At 62.4% G+C, this 17,008-nt stretch carries 13 protein-coding genes; 5 read left to right on the top strand and 8 right to left on the bottom strand.

What is annotated here, in order from left to right:
- The first annotated feature begins 20 nt into the window (after window positions 1–20).
- Genes A3AY_RS0115420 through A3AY_RS0115410 form a run of 3 tightly spaced genes read left to right on the top strand, consistent with a single transcriptional unit; the run spans window position 21 to window position 2,591 of the window.
- Window positions 21–758, top strand: coding sequence for a sulfate transporter family protein (locus A3AY_RS0115420; protein ID WP_018326552.1), 738 nt, complete (start codon window positions 21–23; stop codon window positions 756–758).
- 52 nt (window positions 759–810) lie between these two features.
- Complete coding sequence (locus A3AY_RS35400; protein ID WP_018326551.1) at window positions 811–1,455, top strand: helix-turn-helix transcriptional regulator; 645 nt, start codon at window positions 811–813, stop codon at window positions 1,453–1,455.
- Window positions 1,455–2,591 (top strand): aminotransferase class I/II-fold pyridoxal phosphate-dependent enzyme, encoded by a 1,137-nt coding sequence (locus A3AY_RS0115410; protein WP_085995038.1) that lies wholly within the window; start codon window positions 1,455–1,457, stop codon window positions 2,589–2,591. The genes A3AY_RS35400 and A3AY_RS0115410 overlap by 1 nt, the downstream gene beginning before the upstream one ends.
- Before the next feature lie 16 nt (window positions 2,592–2,607).
- Here A3AY_RS0115410 and A3AY_RS0115405 read toward each other — a convergent pair whose 3' ends face one another.
- The 8 genes from A3AY_RS0115405 to A3AY_RS39190 all read right to left on the bottom strand — a co-directional run bounded on the left by A3AY_RS0115405 (window position 2,608) and on the right by A3AY_RS39190 (window position 11,320).
- Window positions 2,608–3,303 carry a response regulator transcription factor gene (locus A3AY_RS0115405; RefSeq protein ID WP_018326549.1) on the bottom strand — a complete coding sequence of 232 codons (696 nt, stop codon included), beginning with the start codon at window positions 3,301–3,303 and terminating at the stop codon, window positions 2,608–2,610.
- Complete coding sequence (locus tag A3AY_RS0115400; protein WP_026203477.1) at window positions 3,300–6,008, bottom strand: sensor histidine kinase; 2,709 nt, start codon at window positions 6,006–6,008, stop codon at window positions 3,300–3,302. Before A3AY_RS0115400 ends, A3AY_RS0115405 begins: the two co-directional genes overlap by 4 nt.
- A 66-nt stretch (window positions 6,009–6,074) precedes the next feature.
- Window positions 6,075–6,644, bottom strand: coding sequence for a potassium-transporting ATPase subunit KdpC (kdpC, locus tag A3AY_RS0115395; RefSeq protein WP_018326547.1), 570 nt, complete (start codon window positions 6,642–6,644; stop codon window positions 6,075–6,077).
- A gap of 27 nt (window positions 6,645–6,671) precedes the next feature.
- On the bottom strand, window positions 6,672–8,726 hold the full coding sequence (gene kdpB / locus A3AY_RS0115390) for a potassium-transporting ATPase subunit KdpB (RefSeq protein ID WP_018326546.1): 2,055 nt from the start codon (window positions 8,724–8,726) through the stop codon (window positions 6,672–6,674).
- 43 nt (window positions 8,727–8,769) lie between these two features.
- Window positions 8,770–8,937, bottom strand: coding sequence for a hypothetical protein (locus A3AY_RS39195; protein WP_154663299.1), 168 nt, complete (start codon window positions 8,935–8,937; stop codon window positions 8,770–8,772).
- A gap of 10 nt (window positions 8,938–8,947) precedes the next feature.
- On the bottom strand, window positions 8,948–10,651 hold the full coding sequence (kdpA, locus tag A3AY_RS0115380; protein ID WP_018326544.1) for a potassium-transporting ATPase subunit KdpA: 1,704 nt from the start codon (window positions 10,649–10,651) through the stop codon (window positions 8,948–8,950).
- Between the two features lie 25 nt (window positions 10,652–10,676).
- Window positions 10,677–10,766, bottom strand: coding sequence for a K(+)-transporting ATPase subunit F (kdpF, locus tag A3AY_RS35395; protein ID WP_018326543.1), 90 nt, complete (start codon window positions 10,764–10,766; stop codon window positions 10,677–10,679).
- Between the two features lie 281 nt (window positions 10,767–11,047).
- Window positions 11,048–11,320, bottom strand: coding sequence for a hypothetical protein (locus A3AY_RS39190; RefSeq protein WP_154663298.1), 273 nt, complete (start codon window positions 11,318–11,320; stop codon window positions 11,048–11,050).
- Window positions 11,321–11,356: 36 nt separating this feature from the next.
- Between A3AY_RS39190 and A3AY_RS0115365 the strand changes: the two genes are divergently transcribed.
- Both A3AY_RS0115365 and A3AY_RS0115360 read left to right on the top strand, forming a co-directional pair.
- A complete protein-coding gene (locus A3AY_RS0115365) occupies window positions 11,357–15,007 on the top strand; it encodes a FecR domain-containing protein (protein WP_026203476.1) in 3,651 nt (1,216 codons plus the stop codon).
- Entirely contained in the window at window positions 15,007–16,998 is a 1,992-nt protein-coding gene (locus A3AY_RS0115360; protein ID WP_018326540.1) for an adenylate/guanylate cyclase domain-containing protein, read from the top strand. The genes A3AY_RS0115365 and A3AY_RS0115360 overlap by 1 nt, the downstream gene beginning before the upstream one ends.
- The last annotated feature ends 10 nt before the right edge of the window (window positions 16,999–17,008 follow it).

Here is a 17,008-nt window from a genome sequence, read left to right as displayed (position 1 = left end):
TATTACCACGGAGATGACAGATGATACTCGACGCGGCGCGGCTTTCCTTTGCCAATCTCTTTGCACCGGAGACGCGTTCGGTTTTCTGGAAGGTCCTGGGGCTGACGCTGCTGGCGCTTGTCGCACTGTGGCTGGCGTTGCGCGAACTCTTCATCTACCTCGCCCTGCCATGGCTCGACGGACTGATCCCCGGCACGGCCGGTTGGGAAGGGTGGCTCGCCTTCGTCATCGGCATATTCGCAAGCCTCGGCATCGCGCTGGCGCTGGCGCTGCTTCTGGCGCCGGTCACGGCGCTGATCGCCGGCTTCTTTCTCGACGACGTGGCGGAGGTTGTCGAGAAGCGTGACTACGCACAGGAACCAGCGGGCCGTCCGCTGCCGCTCCGCGAAGCGACTGCGGGAACCATCAAGTTCCTTGGCGTCATCATCGCCGGCAATATCGTCGCGCTGCTCCTGCTGCTCATCCCCGGCATCAACCTTATCGCATTCTTCCTGGTCAACGGTTATCTGCTCGGCAGGGAATTCTTCGAATTCGCTGCCATGCGCCACCGCCAGCCCGCCGAGGCGCGGCTGTTTCGTGCCAAACATGCGGGCACGGTCTTTATGGCAGGCCTCATTCTCGCAGCCTTCCTGGCCGTGCCCCTTCTCAATCTGCTGACGCCTCTCTTTGCTGCCGGGATGATGGTGCATCTTCACAAGAAGCTGTCCCAGCGCGATCCAGCCTTTCGCCAGCAACTGAGCCAAGGCGCAATGTCCTAGGTTTACAATTCGTCTATCTTGACTAATTGTAAAAATCGATGGATAAGACTGCATGTCTCATCCATTGACACCCTTCATCCCCGTCTGCGACGCGATCGCCACGCTGTTCTCGCCACACGTGGAAGCCGTTCTGCACGATCTCGACAGCGGACTGATTTTCCATATCACCAATGCCTTCTCGAAGCGGCGGCCGGGGGACAGCTCGCTCAACGAGGCTGATCTGACATCCTCGCTCGACGGCGATGTGATCGGACCTTACGGCAAATCCAATTGGGATGGCCGCCGGCTGAAGGCGATCACGGCGGTGCTGCGCGATGCCGAGGGCAGGCCGATCGGGCTGCTCTGCATCAACCATGACATCGAAGCCTTTGCCGGGGTGTTCGACCAATTGAAATCGATGGTCGACATCGCCGCGCCCCTGACGAAGACGTCGGCACTGATGGCGGAAGATTGGCGCGAGGCGGTCAATTCGGTGATCGGCGACTTCCTTGGCACACGCAGGGCCGCGCTCGCCGGTCTCACAAGCGCCGACATGGATGAGCTGATCGGCATGCTCGACGCGCGCGGCGTCTTTGCCATCCGCAAGGCCGTTCCCTATGTCGCCGAGATCCTGAAGCTGTCGCGTGCGACGATCTACAATCGCCTCGGCGTCATCCGCCGGAAACAGGAAACCGCCAATCGGGGAGAACCGCGGTGATAAAGCCGATGCGTGACTTTGCGCTGGAAACCTACATGTCCAAGTGGGAGTTCGTCGCAAAATACAACATGACCGCCTCCGACGCGGAAAGCATGCGGCTGCCGGAATTGCTTGCCATGGCAAGCGACGAGGATCGGGCCGATTTCGATAACCTGAGCCTCGGCTATACCGAAACCTTTGGCGCGCCCGCACTCCGCCAGGAGATCGCCGGCACCTATGACACGGTCGAGCCTGAAAACCTGATTTGCTTTGCCGGCGCCGAAGAAGCGATCTACGTGGCGATGAAGGTCCTGCTGACCGCGAACGACCACGCCATCGTCATCACGCCGAACTATCAGGCCGCCGAAACCATTCCACTCAGCATCTGCGCCGTGACCGGCGTGGCGCTCGACATCGACAATGATTGGGAACTCGACATCGGCCTTGTCGAAAGAGCGCTGCGGCCGAACACCAAACTGATTTCGATCAACTTCCCCAATAACCCGACCGGCAAGATTCTTCCACGCGCGGCCTTCGACGCTCTCATCGGCCTCTGCCGCAAGCATGGCATCTGGCTGTTCAGCGACGAGGTCTACCGGCTGATCGAGAAGGACGAAACGTTTCGCCTACCCCAGGCAGTCGACGTCTATGAGCGCGGCATTTCCCTCAACGTCATGTCGAAGGCCTATGGCCTGCCGGGGCTACGTATCGGCTGGCTGGCATCCAAGGATCGCGACTTCCTGGTGCGCTGCGAGCGCTACAAGCATTTCCTCTCCATTTGCAATTCCGCGCCATCGGAAATCCTGGCGCGGATCGCGCTGAAAAGCCGCGACCGGATTCTGGCGCGAACGCGGGGGATCGTTCGCAATAACCTCGGAGTGCTGAACGACTTCTTCGCAGAGTTCCCGCACCTGTTCGACTGGCGCGAACCCGATGGCGGCTGCGTCGCCTTCATCCGCTACAGGGGCGCGGATGGCGTCGAGGAATTCACCAAGCGGGTGGTCGAGGAAGCGGGCGTGTTCTTCCTGCCCTCAAGCGTCTATCGCTCGGACCTGACGCCCGTTCCGGAAAACTGCCTGCGCATCGGCTTCGGCCGCCGGCATGTCCCGGAAGGACTTACCGCCTTGCGCAACTGGCTGCGGCGAAACAACGTCTGAGCGCAAGGTATGCCGGCTAAATATCAGCCTCGCGCAACCGGTATCCGACGCCGGTCTCGGTGGTAATGTATTGCGGCTGGTCGGGGCTCACTTCGATCTTCTGGCGAAGCTGGCGGACATAGACGCGCAGATATTGCACGTCGGCCGTATTGCCCCAGACCTGCTTAAGCAGGAACTGGTGGGTCAACACCTTGCCCGCGTGTTGTACCAGGATGCGCAGAATATCGTATTCCTTCGGCGACAGCTTCACTTCGCGTCCATCCACCCTCACGCTACGCTTGACGAGATCGACGGAGAGGCCGCCGGTATGGAACAGCGGCTTTTCGCCCTGCTGCTGCAGCCGGTGGCGCAGTGCCACGCGGATGCGCGCCACCAGCTCATTCATGCCGAACGGCTTCGTCACATAATCGTCGGCACCGAGCTCCAGTGCCTTGACGATCCCCGCCTCGTCGGTGCGGCTCGACAGGATGATGATCGGCAGCGTCAGGCCCTCTTCGCGCCATTCGCGCAAGAGGTCATGACCGGGAATGTCGGGCAGGCCGACATCGAGAAGGATGAGGTCGGGCAGCTCTGTTCTGACCATGTCCTGCGCGGATCTGCCATTGCCCGCTTCGCTTACCGCATAGTCCTGTGTCGCCAGGCCAACGCGCAACAGCCGGCGAATGGGCGGCTCGTCGTCAACGACGAGAATCTTGACGGCCGTAAGGGTCATGGCATGTCCTTGAGATTGGGCGCATCCGGCAAGAGTGGCAGGCTGACGGTGAAGACGGCGCCCGAGCGATCCGTCCTGTTTTCCGCAGCGATGGTGCCGCCCATTGCCTCGACGAAGCCCCGGCAGATCGACAGGCCAAGCCCGGTTCCGGCTCGGACATGGTCACCCTTGCGCACCCGGTAGAACGTGTCGAAGACGCGCTCGAGATCAGCGGGCGGAATGCCCGGCCCCTCGTCGAAAACACGCACCAACACGCGCTCGCCAGTGCTTTCCGCCTGCACCCGGACAATCGATCCCTCCGGCGCATATTTGGCGGCGTTGTCGAGCAGATTGAAGAGCACCTGCTCGAATAGAACCGGGTCCACCCTGACCATGGGCAGTTCGGCGGGAACGCGAACATCGACCTTGTGGTGAGCCAGGATCTTGCTCGCCCGGCGCAAGGCGCTGCCGGCGATATCGCCGATATAGTGGAACGCCGCATTCGGCTCCATCGACCCGGATTCAATCCGAGTCATGTCGAGAAGGTTGGCGATGAAACGGTTCAGCCGCTCCGATTCGTCCGTCACCGTCGTCAACAGCTCGAGGCGATCTTCTTCCGGCAGCGCCGACTGATAGTCCCGCAAGGTGCCCGCCGCGCCCATGATCGCCGCGAGCGGCGTCTTCAGATCGTGCGAGATCGAGGTCAGCAGTGCCGAACGGAGCTTTCCGGCTTCCTCTGCAAGCCGGGCATTGTCGACATCGGCCACAAGCTGAACACGCTCGATGGCAAGTGCGGCCTGATCGGCAAGCGCGTCGAGCAGGCGCTGCTGTTCCGGCGTGAGCAGCGGTCCCTGCCGGTCGTTGTCGAGGCCAATGACGCCGACGGCGGCGCGCGCGGTACGCAGCGGCACGTAGAGCCGCTTGGCGCCCGGCAGCGTATCGGCGCCGCGGCCGGCGGCACGATTATGCTCCCAGGCCCAGCGCGCCGCGGCGATATCGGCATCGTCCAGTGTATCGTCCGGCGGATAGCCGGCCTTCACGGCAATCGTGCCGTCTTCCGGCAGAAGCAACACGACGCGCACCTTCAGCATGGAGGCGAGCTGAAATGCTGTTGCCCAGAGCACGTCGTCCAGTGTGCCGGTGCCCGCCAGCTTCTTGCTGAACAGATAGAGGTCTTCGGTGGTGCGGGCGCGCAGGCGAGCCGCCGCCGCCTGACGTTGCACGCTCGCCGTCAGATTGCTGGCGACAATGGCCACCACGAAGAAAAAGACGAAAGCGACGACGCTTTCCGGATCGCCGATCACGAATGTGTAAAGCGGCGGCAAGAAGAAAAAGTTCAGGGCGAGCGCACCGATGACGCTGGCATAGAGAGCCGGCTTCAGACCCTCCGTTACCGCCGTCGTCAGAACCGCCATCAGAAAGACCAGCGCGATATTGCGCACGTCGAGGGACTGGTCGAGCAGAAAGCCGACACCCAGCGCGCAGCCGACATAGAGGGTCGCAAACACATAGGGCCACATCTTCAACGGCGCCGGCGTCGGCACCGTCTTGACGCCTGTTGCGACCGGATCGCCCTCGCGGTCGTCCCCAGCAAGGACATGGACGCTGATATCGCCGGCGCGGCGGATGAGCGTGTCGGTCACCGAACCTTGGAACCACAGCCGCCAGCGCGAGTTTTTGGGGCTGCCGACGATGATATGCGTCACATTGCTCGCCGCTGCGTGGCGCACAATTTCCTCGGCCTCATCGGAGCCCGGCCAGGTGATCGCCTCACCGCCCAAATGTTCCGCGAGACGCAACGTTGCTGCAATCCTGTCGCGCGCGGCCTCGGGCAAATGTACGGATCGCGCCGTTTCGACGTAGAGGGCCGCCCAGGGCGCACGCAAGCGATCAGCGAGGCGCGCGGCATAGCGCACCAGCGAAGCGCAGCGGGGGTGATCGTCGACGCAGACAAGCACCCGGTCTCCCGCCGCCCAGGGACCCGATATGGCATGCGCCTGCATATGGGTCAGCAACTGCTCGTCAACCCGCTGTGCCGTGCGGCGAAGCGCGAGCTCACGCAGGGCCGTCAGGTTTCCGGGGGAAAAATAGTTCTCGATCGCCCGCTGCGCGGTGTTCGGCACATAGACCTTGCCGTCATGCAGCCGCTTGATCAGGTCATCGGGCGTCAGGTCGATGATCTCGACGTCGTCGGCGCGATCGATGATCGAATCGGGCACTGTTTCACGCACGCGGATACGGGTGATCTGGGCGACGACGTCGTTCAGGCTTTCGACATGCTGGATGTTGAGCGTCGAATAGACGTCAATGCCGCGCGAGAGCAGTTCCTGCACATCCATATAGCGTTTGGGATGGCGGCTGCCGGGCGCGTTGGTATGCGCCAGTTCGTCGACGAGGACGAGGGCGGGACGCCGCGCGATGATGGCGTCAATGTCCATTTCATCGAGAATGCGGCCCTTGTAGTCGATCGTGCGACGCGGCATCACCTCCAGGCCATCGACCAGTGCCTGGGTCTCCTTGCGGCCGTGAGTCTCGACGACGCCGACGACGACATCGACCCCGTCGGCTTTGCGCGCATGGGCCGAGGTCAGCATTTCAAAGGTCTTGCCGACACCGGGCGCTGCACCCAGGAAAATTTTCAGGCGGCCGCGGGTTTCCCGCTCCGCCCGCTCCAGGAGCGCGTCCGGCGATGGTCTGCCATCCATGTCGCGGCTATCATCTCGCATCAAATGTTCGGTCTTCCTCCACCGGCGACGGAAAGCGGCACAGCGCCGCTTTCCCTACCGGCGCTGTCAGGGAGAGACAGCTGTATCAAGTGCCCTGTTCAGCGCCAAGACGTTGACGGCCGGCTCACCGAAGACACCGAGTTCGCGGGTCTCGATGGCTTGGTCTACCGCCGTGCGGACTTGACCTTCGTCCATGCCGCGGGCCTTGGCGACACGCGGCACCTGGAAATAGGCCGCTTCCGGCGTGATATGCGGGTCCAGACCGCTACCCGACGTGGTGACCAGGTCCATCGGTACGGCGGCACCGGGGTTCGTCGCCTTGAGAGCGTCCGCTTCCGCCTTGATCCGGTCAAGCAGCTTGGGATTGGTCGGGCCGAGATTCGAACCGCTCGATGCGGCGGCATTGTAGCCATCTCCCGCAGCGGAGGGGCGGCCGTGGAAATAGCTGTCGCCTGAAAAGACCTGGCCGATCAGCGCCGAGCCGACGACGGTTCCATCCTTTTCGACCAGGCTGCCATTGGCCTGGTGCGGGAACAAGGCCTGGGCGATGCTCGTCATGCCGAGCGGATAGGCAAGACCGGTGATCAGCGTGATGGCAACGATCATGACAAGGGCTGGTCTCAGTTGTTTCAACATGGGTGAATTCCTTTAAACGAGGCCTTTTTACACGAGACCAAGGGCGGTGATGGCCAAATCGATGGCCTTGATGCCGATGAACGGCACCATGACGCCACCAAGGCCGTAGACGAGCAGGTTGCGCGACAGCAGCGCTCCAGCGCCGACGGCGCGATACTTCACGCCCTTCAGCGACAGTGGGATCAGCGCCACGATGACCAGCGCGTTGAAGATAATGGCCGACAGGATGGCGCTCTGCGGTGACGCCAGCCCCATGATGTTCAGCGTTGACAGCTGCGGATAGAAGGCCAGGAACATCGCCGGGATAATGGCGAAATACTTGGCTATGTCGTTGGCGATCGAGAAGGTGGTGAGCGCGCCGCGGGTCATCAGGAGCTGCTTGCCGATCTCGACGATCTCGATCAGTTTCGTGGGATCGGAATCCAGGTCGACCATGTTGCCGGCTTCGCGGGCTGCCACCGTGCCGGTGTTCATCGCCACGCCGACATCGGCCTGGGCAAGTGCCGGGGCGTCGTTGGTGCCGTCGCCGCACATGGCGACGAGCTTGCCCTTGCCCTGCTCCTCGCGGATCAGTGACAGCTTGTTTTCGGGCGTCGCCTGGGCAAGGAAGTCATCCACGCCGGCTTCGGCCGCGATCGCCGCTGCCGTCATCGGATTGTCGCCGGTGATCATCACGGTGCGGATGCCCATGCGGCGCAGTTCGGCAAAACGCTCGCGAATGCCGCCCTTGACGATATCCTTCAGGTGCACGACACCCATCAAACGGCCGTCACGGGCGACAGCCAGCGGCGTCCCGCCCGCCTTGGCGATCCCGTCGGCAATGGCCTGGATTTCCCGGACGCTTTCCGGGTGCGCCGAGGCAGATCCGCCGACATAGCTCAGCACGGCGTCCACCGCACCCTTGCGGATCGACGAGCCCTCCACATCGACGCCGCTCATGCGGCTCTGCGCCGTGAACGGGACGAAGCTCGCGTGCAGTTGCGCCATGTCGCGCGCACGGATACCGTACTTTTCCTTGGCGAGAACGACGATTGACCGGCCTTCCGGCGTTTCGTCGGCCAAGGATGCCAGCTGGGCGGCGTCGGCCAGGTCCCGTTCCGAGACACCGGCGATCGGCCGCAGCTCCGTTGCCTGGCGGTTGCCGAGCGTGATCGTGCCCGTCTTGTCGAGCAGCAGCGTATCGATGTCGCCGGCAGCTTCGACGGCGCGACCCGACATGGCAAGCACGTTGAAGCGGACGAGGCGATCCATGCCGGCAATGCCGATGGCCGAGAGAAGCGCGCCGATCGTCGTCGGGATCAGCGTCACGAACAAAGCGACGAGAACGATGACCGGGATGGCGCCGCCGGCGTAGGTGGCAAAGCTCGGGATCGTCGCCACGGCAAGCACGAAGATCAGCGTCATGCCGGCGAGAAGGATGTTGAGCGCGATCTCGTTCGGGGTCTTCTGGCGTTCTGCCCCTTCAACCAGCGCGATCATCCGGTCGATGAAAGTGGAGCCGGCAGCGGCGCTGATGCGCACCCGGATCCAGTCCGACAGCACCTGCGTGCCGCCGGTGACGGCCGAGCGGTCGCCGCCGGATTCACGGATGACCGGGGCCGATTCGCCGGTGATCGCCGCCTCGTTGACGGAGGCGACACCCTCGATGACTTCGCCGTCCGACGGAATGATATCGCCGGCCTCGACGAGCACGACGTCCCCGACCTTGAGGCTGGTTCCCGGAACCATCTTGTAGCTCTTGAGATCGCTGCCGGTCAGCAGCTTCGCCTGGGTTTCGGTGCGCGTCTTGCGCAGCGAATCCGCCTGCGCCTTGCCACGGCCTTCGGCGACGGCTTCGGCGAAATTGGCAAAAAGCACGGTGAACCAGAGCCAGACATTCAGCTGCAGCGAGAAGCCGAGGTCTTCGCCGCCGGTGACGAGATCACGCAGGAACAGAATGGTCGTCAGCGTCGACACGACAGCGACGACGAACATCACCGGATTCCTGGCGAGTGCGCGCGGGTCGAGCTTGGCAAAGGCCGAGCCAACGGCGGGAATGATGATGCGCGAGTCCATGAGGCTCGCAGATTTGGACTGGCTCATGACAGAACTCCAGTTTCTTTTGTTGTGATCACGGTGACTGCGGTCAGCCGTGGAACAATTCGGTGAAGGCAAGGGCGAGAACGGTCACCACCAGGAGGACCAGCATCATCGCGAGGACAATATCGGTAGCCGGCGTTCCATGAGCCCCTCGCGGCGGGTCGCCGTCGCGAGGGTGACGGAGCTTGCCGAACGTCATCAAGGGGCGAGCCATGATCATCGGCCTAGAACGTCTGGCCGGAGATCATGGCCAGGTGCTCGACGATCGGCCCCAGCGCAAGCGCCGGAAAGAAGGTGAGACCGCCGACAATCAGGATGACGCCGCAGAGCAGGCCGACGAACAGCGAGCCGTCGGTCGGGAAGGTGCCGGCCGAGGCGGGAACCGTCTTCTTCGTCACCAGCGAGCCTGCGATGGCGAGCGCCGGGATGATCACCAGGAAGCGGCCCATCAGCATGGCGATGCCGATCGTGATGTTGTACCAGGGCGTGTTGCCGGTGAGCCCGCCGAACGCCGATCCGTTGTTGGCGGCAGCCGAGGTGTAGGCATAGAGGATTTCCGAAAATCCGTGCGGCCCGGGATTGCCGATCGAGGCGACCCCTGTCGGCAGGATCACGGCGATCGCGGTGAAGATCAGCATGGCCGTCGGCAGGCAGAGGATGGCAAGAACGGCCATCTTGACCTCCTTGGCCTCGATCTTCTTGCCGAGATATTCCGGCGTGCGTCCGACCATCAGGCCCGCCACGAAGACAGCGAGAACGACGAACAAGAGAATACCGTAGAAGCCTGCGCCGACACCGCCGACGATGACTTCGCCGAGTTCCATGTTGATCAGCGGAATGAGGCCGCCCAGCGCCGTGAACGAGCCATGCATGGCATTGACCGCGCCGCAGGAGGCCGCTGTGGTGATGACCGCAAACAGCGACGACAGCGCGATGCCGAAGCGGACTTCCTTGCCTTCCATGTTGCCGCCATCGATGCCCATGGCATGGACAAGCGGATTGCCGGCGGCTTCTGCCCAATAGGTCACGACCACGCCGGCGACGAAGAGCACGCCCATCGTCGCGAAGATCGCCCAGCCCTGGCGCTCATTGCCGACCATGCGGCCGAAGACGTTGGTGAGACCCGCGCCGAGCGCGAAGATCGTGACCATCTGGATGAGATTGGAGATCGCATCGGGGTTTTCGAACGGATGAGCCGAGTTGGCATTGAAGAAGCCGCCGCCATTCGTGCCAAGCATCTTGATCGCCAACTGCGAGGCGACCGGACCGAGCGCGATCGTCTGCTGCGCACCCTCGAGCGTCGTTGCCGTCACATAGGCGCCCAAGGTCTGGGGAACGCCGAGATAGACGTAGACAAGCGTCAGGATGATGCAGGCGGGGAGCAAGATATAGACCGTGGTTCTGGTCATATCGACCCAGAAATTGCCGATCGACTTGCCGGAGGCCCGCGAAAAACCGCGAATGAGCGCGACGGCGATGGCAATGCCGGTCGCGGCCGAGGCAAAGTTCTGGACCGTTAACCCGGCCATCTGCACGAGATAGGACATCGTGCTTTCGCCGCCGTAATTCTGCCAGTTGGTGTTGGTCATGAAGCTGGCGGCGGTATTGAACGAAAGCTCGGGACCGACGGCCGTCATGCCGGCCGGGTTGAACGGCAGGGCGCCTTGAAAGCGCTGCACCAGATAAAGAATGAAGAAGCCGGCGAGATTGAACAGCAGGAGGGAAAAAGCATAGCTCGTCCAGTGCTGCTCTTCCTTTTCATGGGTGCCCGCCAGCCGATAGAGGCCACGCTCTAGCGGAACGAAGAGCGGTGACAGAAGCGTCCGCTCGCCGTTGAAAACGCGCGTCATGTAGGCGCCGAGCGGCTTGACGAGCAAAATGACGATCCCGCAGAAGACGAGGATCTGGATCCATCCATTGAGTGTCATAGCAATAACTTTCAATACCCGGGCGTTAGAAGCGCTCAGGGCGAATGAGGGCGTAGGTCAGGTAGGCGAGGAGAAACAAGGTCACCCCGGCTCCGAGCACATAATCGACAAACATTCTTCTGATCCTTCGAATTAAAGACGGTCGCAGGCGTTGGTGTAGGCAAACGACAGCGCGAAAAACAAAACGCCGATCCCGATCAAGACGATATCCAGCATCGATGCAGGCTCCATTTGTTGAATTTCAACGTTCCCTCTTCGTCAAAGGAGGGAAATGACGCGAAAGTGGCCCCGTCAGACCTTGCTCAGCACAAGATCCGGGGCCTGAATTCCACGCTCACTATGCCGCCGAACCGCATAAGCGTTCGAGACGCATGACCCGGGAGAGAAATAAAAATCTCATAGGAATTTAGGAGCGTTGAGGACGTGACCGAGCTTGCCGATGAACGCACCGCGCCGGCGGCGCTTGCCCGGCGGCAGCAAGACAGGCCAAGCGTTGATTGTCGTTTGAATAGATCGCAACTCGTGTGCGTCTTCCAGAGGTTGCAGCCGAGCTTCTTCATGTATCGACAGGAATACCCCCCGGATGTTGTAATGTGTTTCTTCATTCCTACACCGCTCCTGCAAAGCAATGTTCGCGCGCCCGTCCGGCTTGACTTTTGGGGTGGTCAAATCCAGTGATCATCTGTGCATTTTTTGGGGAACTGCATGAAATACGCATCCGTGGGGGTCGTGTATGCGTTTGGATTGCTCTGTCTCGCTGCGTCCGCAGCATTGGCAGACCCTTTGCCGCGTCCGTTTCCCGCCGCCGGATCGGTCATTGCCCGCAAATCCGGCGAGGAGGTGCGTTTCGTCGATGTCTCCAGCTGGCGCTATGTCGACCTCAAGCAGGATCTGCTGACCGGCGACGTGCTGCGCACCAATGCGACTGGCCAGCTGGCCGTCCTGTTTTCCGACCGCACCCAGGTCCGTCTCGGGCGCAACACGTCACTTCTCGTCAAGCAGATGGGCGGCAGCAGCGATACCGGGCTCGAGCTGCAGTCCGGCACGATCTGGGCCCGCGCCGAACGCGGGGGGCAGGGCGTATCCATCGACACACCTGCCGCGACAGCCGCCATTCGCGGCACCGACTGGACGATGACCGTCGGCGCCGACGGCAAGACCTCGCTGATCGTGCTCGAAGGCCTGGTCGAACTGTCAAATGCGCAGGGTTCAGTAACGGTCAGCCAAGGGGAAGGCGCCGTCGCGGCCATTGGTCAGGCGCCCTCGAAGATCATCATTGCCAAGCCGAAAGACCGGGAGCAGATGCTGTTCAGCCTGCAGCTGCGGACCGCCTTCCAGTGGATGCCTGCAACGCCACTGATTGTGCCGCAAATGCGCTCCGAGCGAAGCCGTATCGAAATGGAGGAAGCCGGTGCGCGTTCGGCGGCGGATTGGCTGAGCCTGTCGGAAATCTATCTCGCGCTCGATGGAAAGCAGAAGGCAAACGCTGCGCTGGCAGAGGCACGCGCCAGAGGCCTGCACGGCGCTGAGGTGGCGCGCGCGGATCTGCTCGATGCGCTGATCGCCGGCTCCGAGAACCGCTACCAGGATGCGGCGAGGCTGTTCGAGAAAGCCCGGCCAGGGCTTGATGCCAAGCGCCGCGCGATCGCTGCCTATGGCGGTTACTTCGCCCGGTCTCTTGCCGACCCCAACCACGTCGAAGAACCGCCCAGGGTCGGCAGCAGCGGTTATGCCGCCGTGGCAAAGGCCTGGACCGCCGGCTTCCGCGAGGACCTCCCGGCAGCGATCGCGGTCATCAAGGAGGGCGAGCGCAATACGCCCAACGATCCAACCCTGCCCGCCATACGCGCCCAACTCGGCATTCTGCTCGCCGATGAAAAAGAGGCTGTCGATGGCTTCGAACGCGCCCTGGCAATCGACCCGGACAATCCGACCGGGCTCGAAGCGCGGGCGCACTATAAGCTCGCTATATTGAACGACCGCCAGGGGGCACTGGACGATCTGAACCGCGCTCTGCAAACCGCGCCGGGCTCCAGCACCATCTGGAACACGATCGGCATTGCTCAATCCGACCGGGATGCCAACCGGGAAGCCGAAGCCGCCTTCAAGAAAGCGATCGAGCTCGACCCGCTCGATCCCGTCGGCCACGCCAATCTTGCGCTTCTCTATCTCGACGAGATGCGCATGGCGGAAGCCAAGCGAGAGATCGACGAAGCGATGAAGGTCGATCCGTCCTTCGACATCGCCTTGGTGGCCCGCGGCCGGTATCACCTGCAGACCGGCGAGATGGAAAAGGCGGTGGAAGACCTGTTGGCCGGATCGACCGCCAATCCAGGCTATTCCCAGGCGCAATTGCTGCTGGCTGCCGCTCACTATGAAAAGGGCGATCGCCTGCCTGCCGCGCAAGCGCTCGACAATGCCGAGCGGCTTGATCCCGAAGATCCCATTGTCCCGGTCGTTCGCACGACGATCGCCATAGATGAATATGATTCCGATGCCGCGATCCGAAACGCGCAGGAGATCATGCGACGGACGCGTGCTCGGGGCGGCGACTACGCACCGCTCGGCGCCAACCAGCAGGCGGGTTCGACGCTCAACGACGCCTTCCGCCTGCAGGGGCTCGATGCCTGGGGGCAATATTATGGCGACGTGGTGTTCGATCCCTTTACCGGTTCGAGCTATATCGACCAGGCGGTGCGCGGCAGCGTCAATCCGTTCACCGGCGAAGACGGCTATGATGGCCAAATCATCGAAAACAGCATCAATGATGCGTCGTTCTCGTCCTACATTCAAGGGTTGCTGATCGAGCCCCATATGCTTGTCAGTCGCGACCGCACCGCCAATCTCATCCAGAGACCGTTCGTGGAGGCATCCCTCGGCGGCGGCCTGATTTCAGGTGACGGAGAACTCGGATATATCGGCGAGGCCGACATCCGCAGCTTCAGCAATTCAGTCTTTCCCATCAGCCTCTACGGTACCCTGCAATGGGAAACGACCCCGCAGGGCCGTGCGCTCGATGGCGTCATTGACAACTTTGCAGCCGAGACCGAGCTTCTTGCCGGGAACGGCTATCTGACGGCAACTCCGACGCCTGACGACCGGCTCGTCTTCTATACCAATTATGCGCGCAGCGACCTTTCGCGCGATTCGAGCACTCTAACAACATTGCCACTGTTTCCACTTCCTGAGTTGGTGGACGGTCCGCTGGACGTATCGGCCAAGAACCTGAACGTCGGGGCCGGGTGGAGCCACACCATCGCCTATCAGAATGTCGTCAATGCCGGTCTCTTCTATTCATCCAGTGAGGCACACATTCTTGAGCGATCGCTGGTCCGTAACATTCCGCTGGTCGAAGAATCCACAGACGTTGAAACAACTAGCGTCGTTGCTGCCGTTGGTCATATCTATGGAGATGGCGGCCTGACCTTTCGGTATGGACTTGAAGGTGGCACACTCGCAGTAAAGTCGCGCCTGGTGCACAGCGATATTACACCACCGGGCGCGTTTTTCGATATCGCGTCGAGCGAGACGTCGCCGCTCGGCAGGGCTTATGCCTCCGTACTTGCCGAGATAACGCCTTCCGTCAAAACAGAGGCATCCCTTTTCGCCACCTATCTGGAAAGCGGCGGCGCCAGCATCGAGAGACTTGAGCCCCGCGTCGGTCTCGCCTGGAGCCCCTTCGAGGGGCAATGGCTGCGGGCCGCCTATTTGCGCGAAGGCGCCGCATCGGATACCCCTACGCTCGCCCCGATCGGCGTGGTCGGCATACAGTCAAACCAGCTCGATCTCGCACTGGACGGTGAAGTCGACACCTTCGCGTTTCGCTGGGACGCCGAATGGACCGATCGCTTTTTCACGTCGGTCGATGTCCAGCACCAGGAATTTGATTCCATAACGGCGACGTTGCCCTATACGATTGATTTGATCGCGATCGACGAAGGGCGGCTGGACCGGGGAAGCCTGACGGCCAACTTCTGGCTTGGGTACGGCTTCGGGCTTTCGGCCACCATCGCCGCCAACGAGTCCAGCGGCCACGGCGCCGCCGTCGGCGACATGTTCGATGGTGCCTTGCCATTCGTTCCCGATACTGCGGGCCGCATTGCCCTGACATGGGTCAACACCAACAATATCCGCGCCACACTTGCCGCGAATTATACCGGCGAACGCCTGGACAGTTCGGGGACCCGTCTTGAAGACTACTGGACGCTTGACGCCGGGGTGAAATGGGAATCCTTCGACAAACGCGTCGAGGTGGATCTCGCCGCATTCAACCTGCTGGACGAGAACTTTGACCTCGAGTCCGGCCTGCCCGGCTGGGGACCGACCTTCAAGGGAACGGTGAAAGTGCGCTTCTGATGGCGATACTCAAAGCGCATCGCCGGAATGCCAGCGGCCCTTCGACCGAAACAGCCGCCGGGCGCATCCGACGCCGGCGCACCCGCTTGGGCCTGCTCGCGGCCCTCACGGTCGCCGCCCTTTCCCTCGTCTCGCTGACCTCTCCCTTCTCGCTCGTCGAGTTGCGCAGCTTCGACTATCTCTCCACCTTCGCGCCACCACCACTGCCGCAGGACGGGCCGGTAATCGTGGCGATCGACGAGCCCTCCATGGCGGAGATCGGCAGCCAGTGGCCCTGGCCGCGCGCGCTGCATGCAAGGCTGATCAAAGCGCTGCGCGGGGCCGGGGCGAAAGCCATCGGGGTCGATATCATCTTTGCCGAACCTTCGGTGGCGCCGGAAAACGATGCCACCCTTGCTGCGGCGGTGGGCCCGGATGTGGTGCTGGCGGGCGACGAGACGCTGATCGAGACGCCGCAGGCCGATCAGTTCGTGCGGACGGAACCGCTGGCCCAGCTTATCGAGCGCGGCGCGAAAACCGGGATCGCATCGGTGCAGTTGAGTGGCGACGGTACGTTTCGGCAGGTGCCTGCCTATCCGGACGGCTTTGCCGCACTACTGGCGCAGACCGCCGGACGGCAGCCAAAGGCGCGATCCGGCCCCGCACTGCTCCAGATGTTCGGGCCGGCGCGAACCTATCCGACCGTGTCCTATTATCAGGCGCTCGATCCCGGCCAGTTCCTGCCGGAGGGCTTCTTTCGAAACCGCGTCGTCATCGTCGGGCTCAGTCTGCAGAACGCGCCGACGCTTCAGGCCGGCGGCGCGGATGCGTTTGCGACGCCGTTCACCGTCCATACCGGCCAACTGATCTCCGGCGCCGAAATCCAGGCGACGATCTTCGACAATCTAACCGGAGGCCTGTTCATCGAAACGGCCGGGCGACCGATCGCTATTGCCGCGATTGCCCTTGGTGCATTGCTGGCGGCCGGCATTGTCTTTCGTTCGATCGGTTGGCCAACGGCGGCCGTCAGCGCCCTGGTCCTGCTCCTTTTTGCGGCCGCGAGCTATGCGCTGCTGCGACTCGGCCACATGTTCGTTTCCCCGGTCGGCCCGGTTTTGTCCTATATCTGCGTCGTTGCAGGTCAGACCGGGGTTGATTATGCTGCGGAGCGGCGCAGTCGCCGGGAGATCACGCGCGCCTTTTCGCGCTACCTCTCCCCGGCGCTGGTCGAGCGGCTCGCCAACGACCCCTCGCAATTGAAACTTGGCGGCGAGCGACGGACGCTGACCATTCTTTTCTGCGACGTGCGCGGCTTCACCACGATTTCCGAAACATTGAAAGACGATCCCGAGCAGCTCACGACCCTGATCAACCGGCTGCTCACCCCGCTTTCGGAGATCGTCCTCGAGAGCGGCGGCACGATCGACAAGTTCATCGGGGACTGCCTGATGGCGTTCTGGAACGCACCGCTCGATGATCCCGACCATGCCAGCCATGCAGTGGGTGCCGCGCTGCGCATGCTGGAAGCGATCGAGACACTGAATGCCGAACTGCGCCGGGAGGCAGACGGCAAGGGCACAGCGCCGCATGTGCTGAAGATCGGCATCGGCATCAACACCGGCGATTGCGTCGTCGGCAATATGGGCTCGTCGCGCCGCTTCGACTATTCGGTGCTCGGCGATTGCGTCAATCTCGCCTCTCGGCTCGAGGGCGAATCGAAGAATTACGGCGTGCCACTGCTCATCGGCGAGCAGACGGCACGATTGAGCGCGGCTGATTTCACCAGCATCGAGCTCGACAGCATCACCGTCAAAGGCCGCACTGCACTGTCGCCGATCTTCACAATCCTGCAGCCCGCGCCCGCGCCGCAGGCTCTGGAGAACCACAAGCAGATGCTTGCTGCCAAATACGCCGGAACGCTGCGCGCGCACGATTCTGCGCTGGAGCGACTGGAACGGGAGATTCCGCGGCTTGGCGGTTACTACCGCCTGCTGCGATCGCGCCTCGCCTGATGAAGGTGCA

The sequence above is a fragment of the Rhizobium giardinii bv. giardinii H152 genome, assembly GCF_000379605.1.
GTDB lineage: Bacteria > Pseudomonadota > Alphaproteobacteria > Rhizobiales > Rhizobiaceae > Pararhizobium > Pararhizobium giardinii.
Note: the sequence above shows the minus strand (reverse complement) of the source record. Positions and strands in the feature narration are given on the sequence as shown.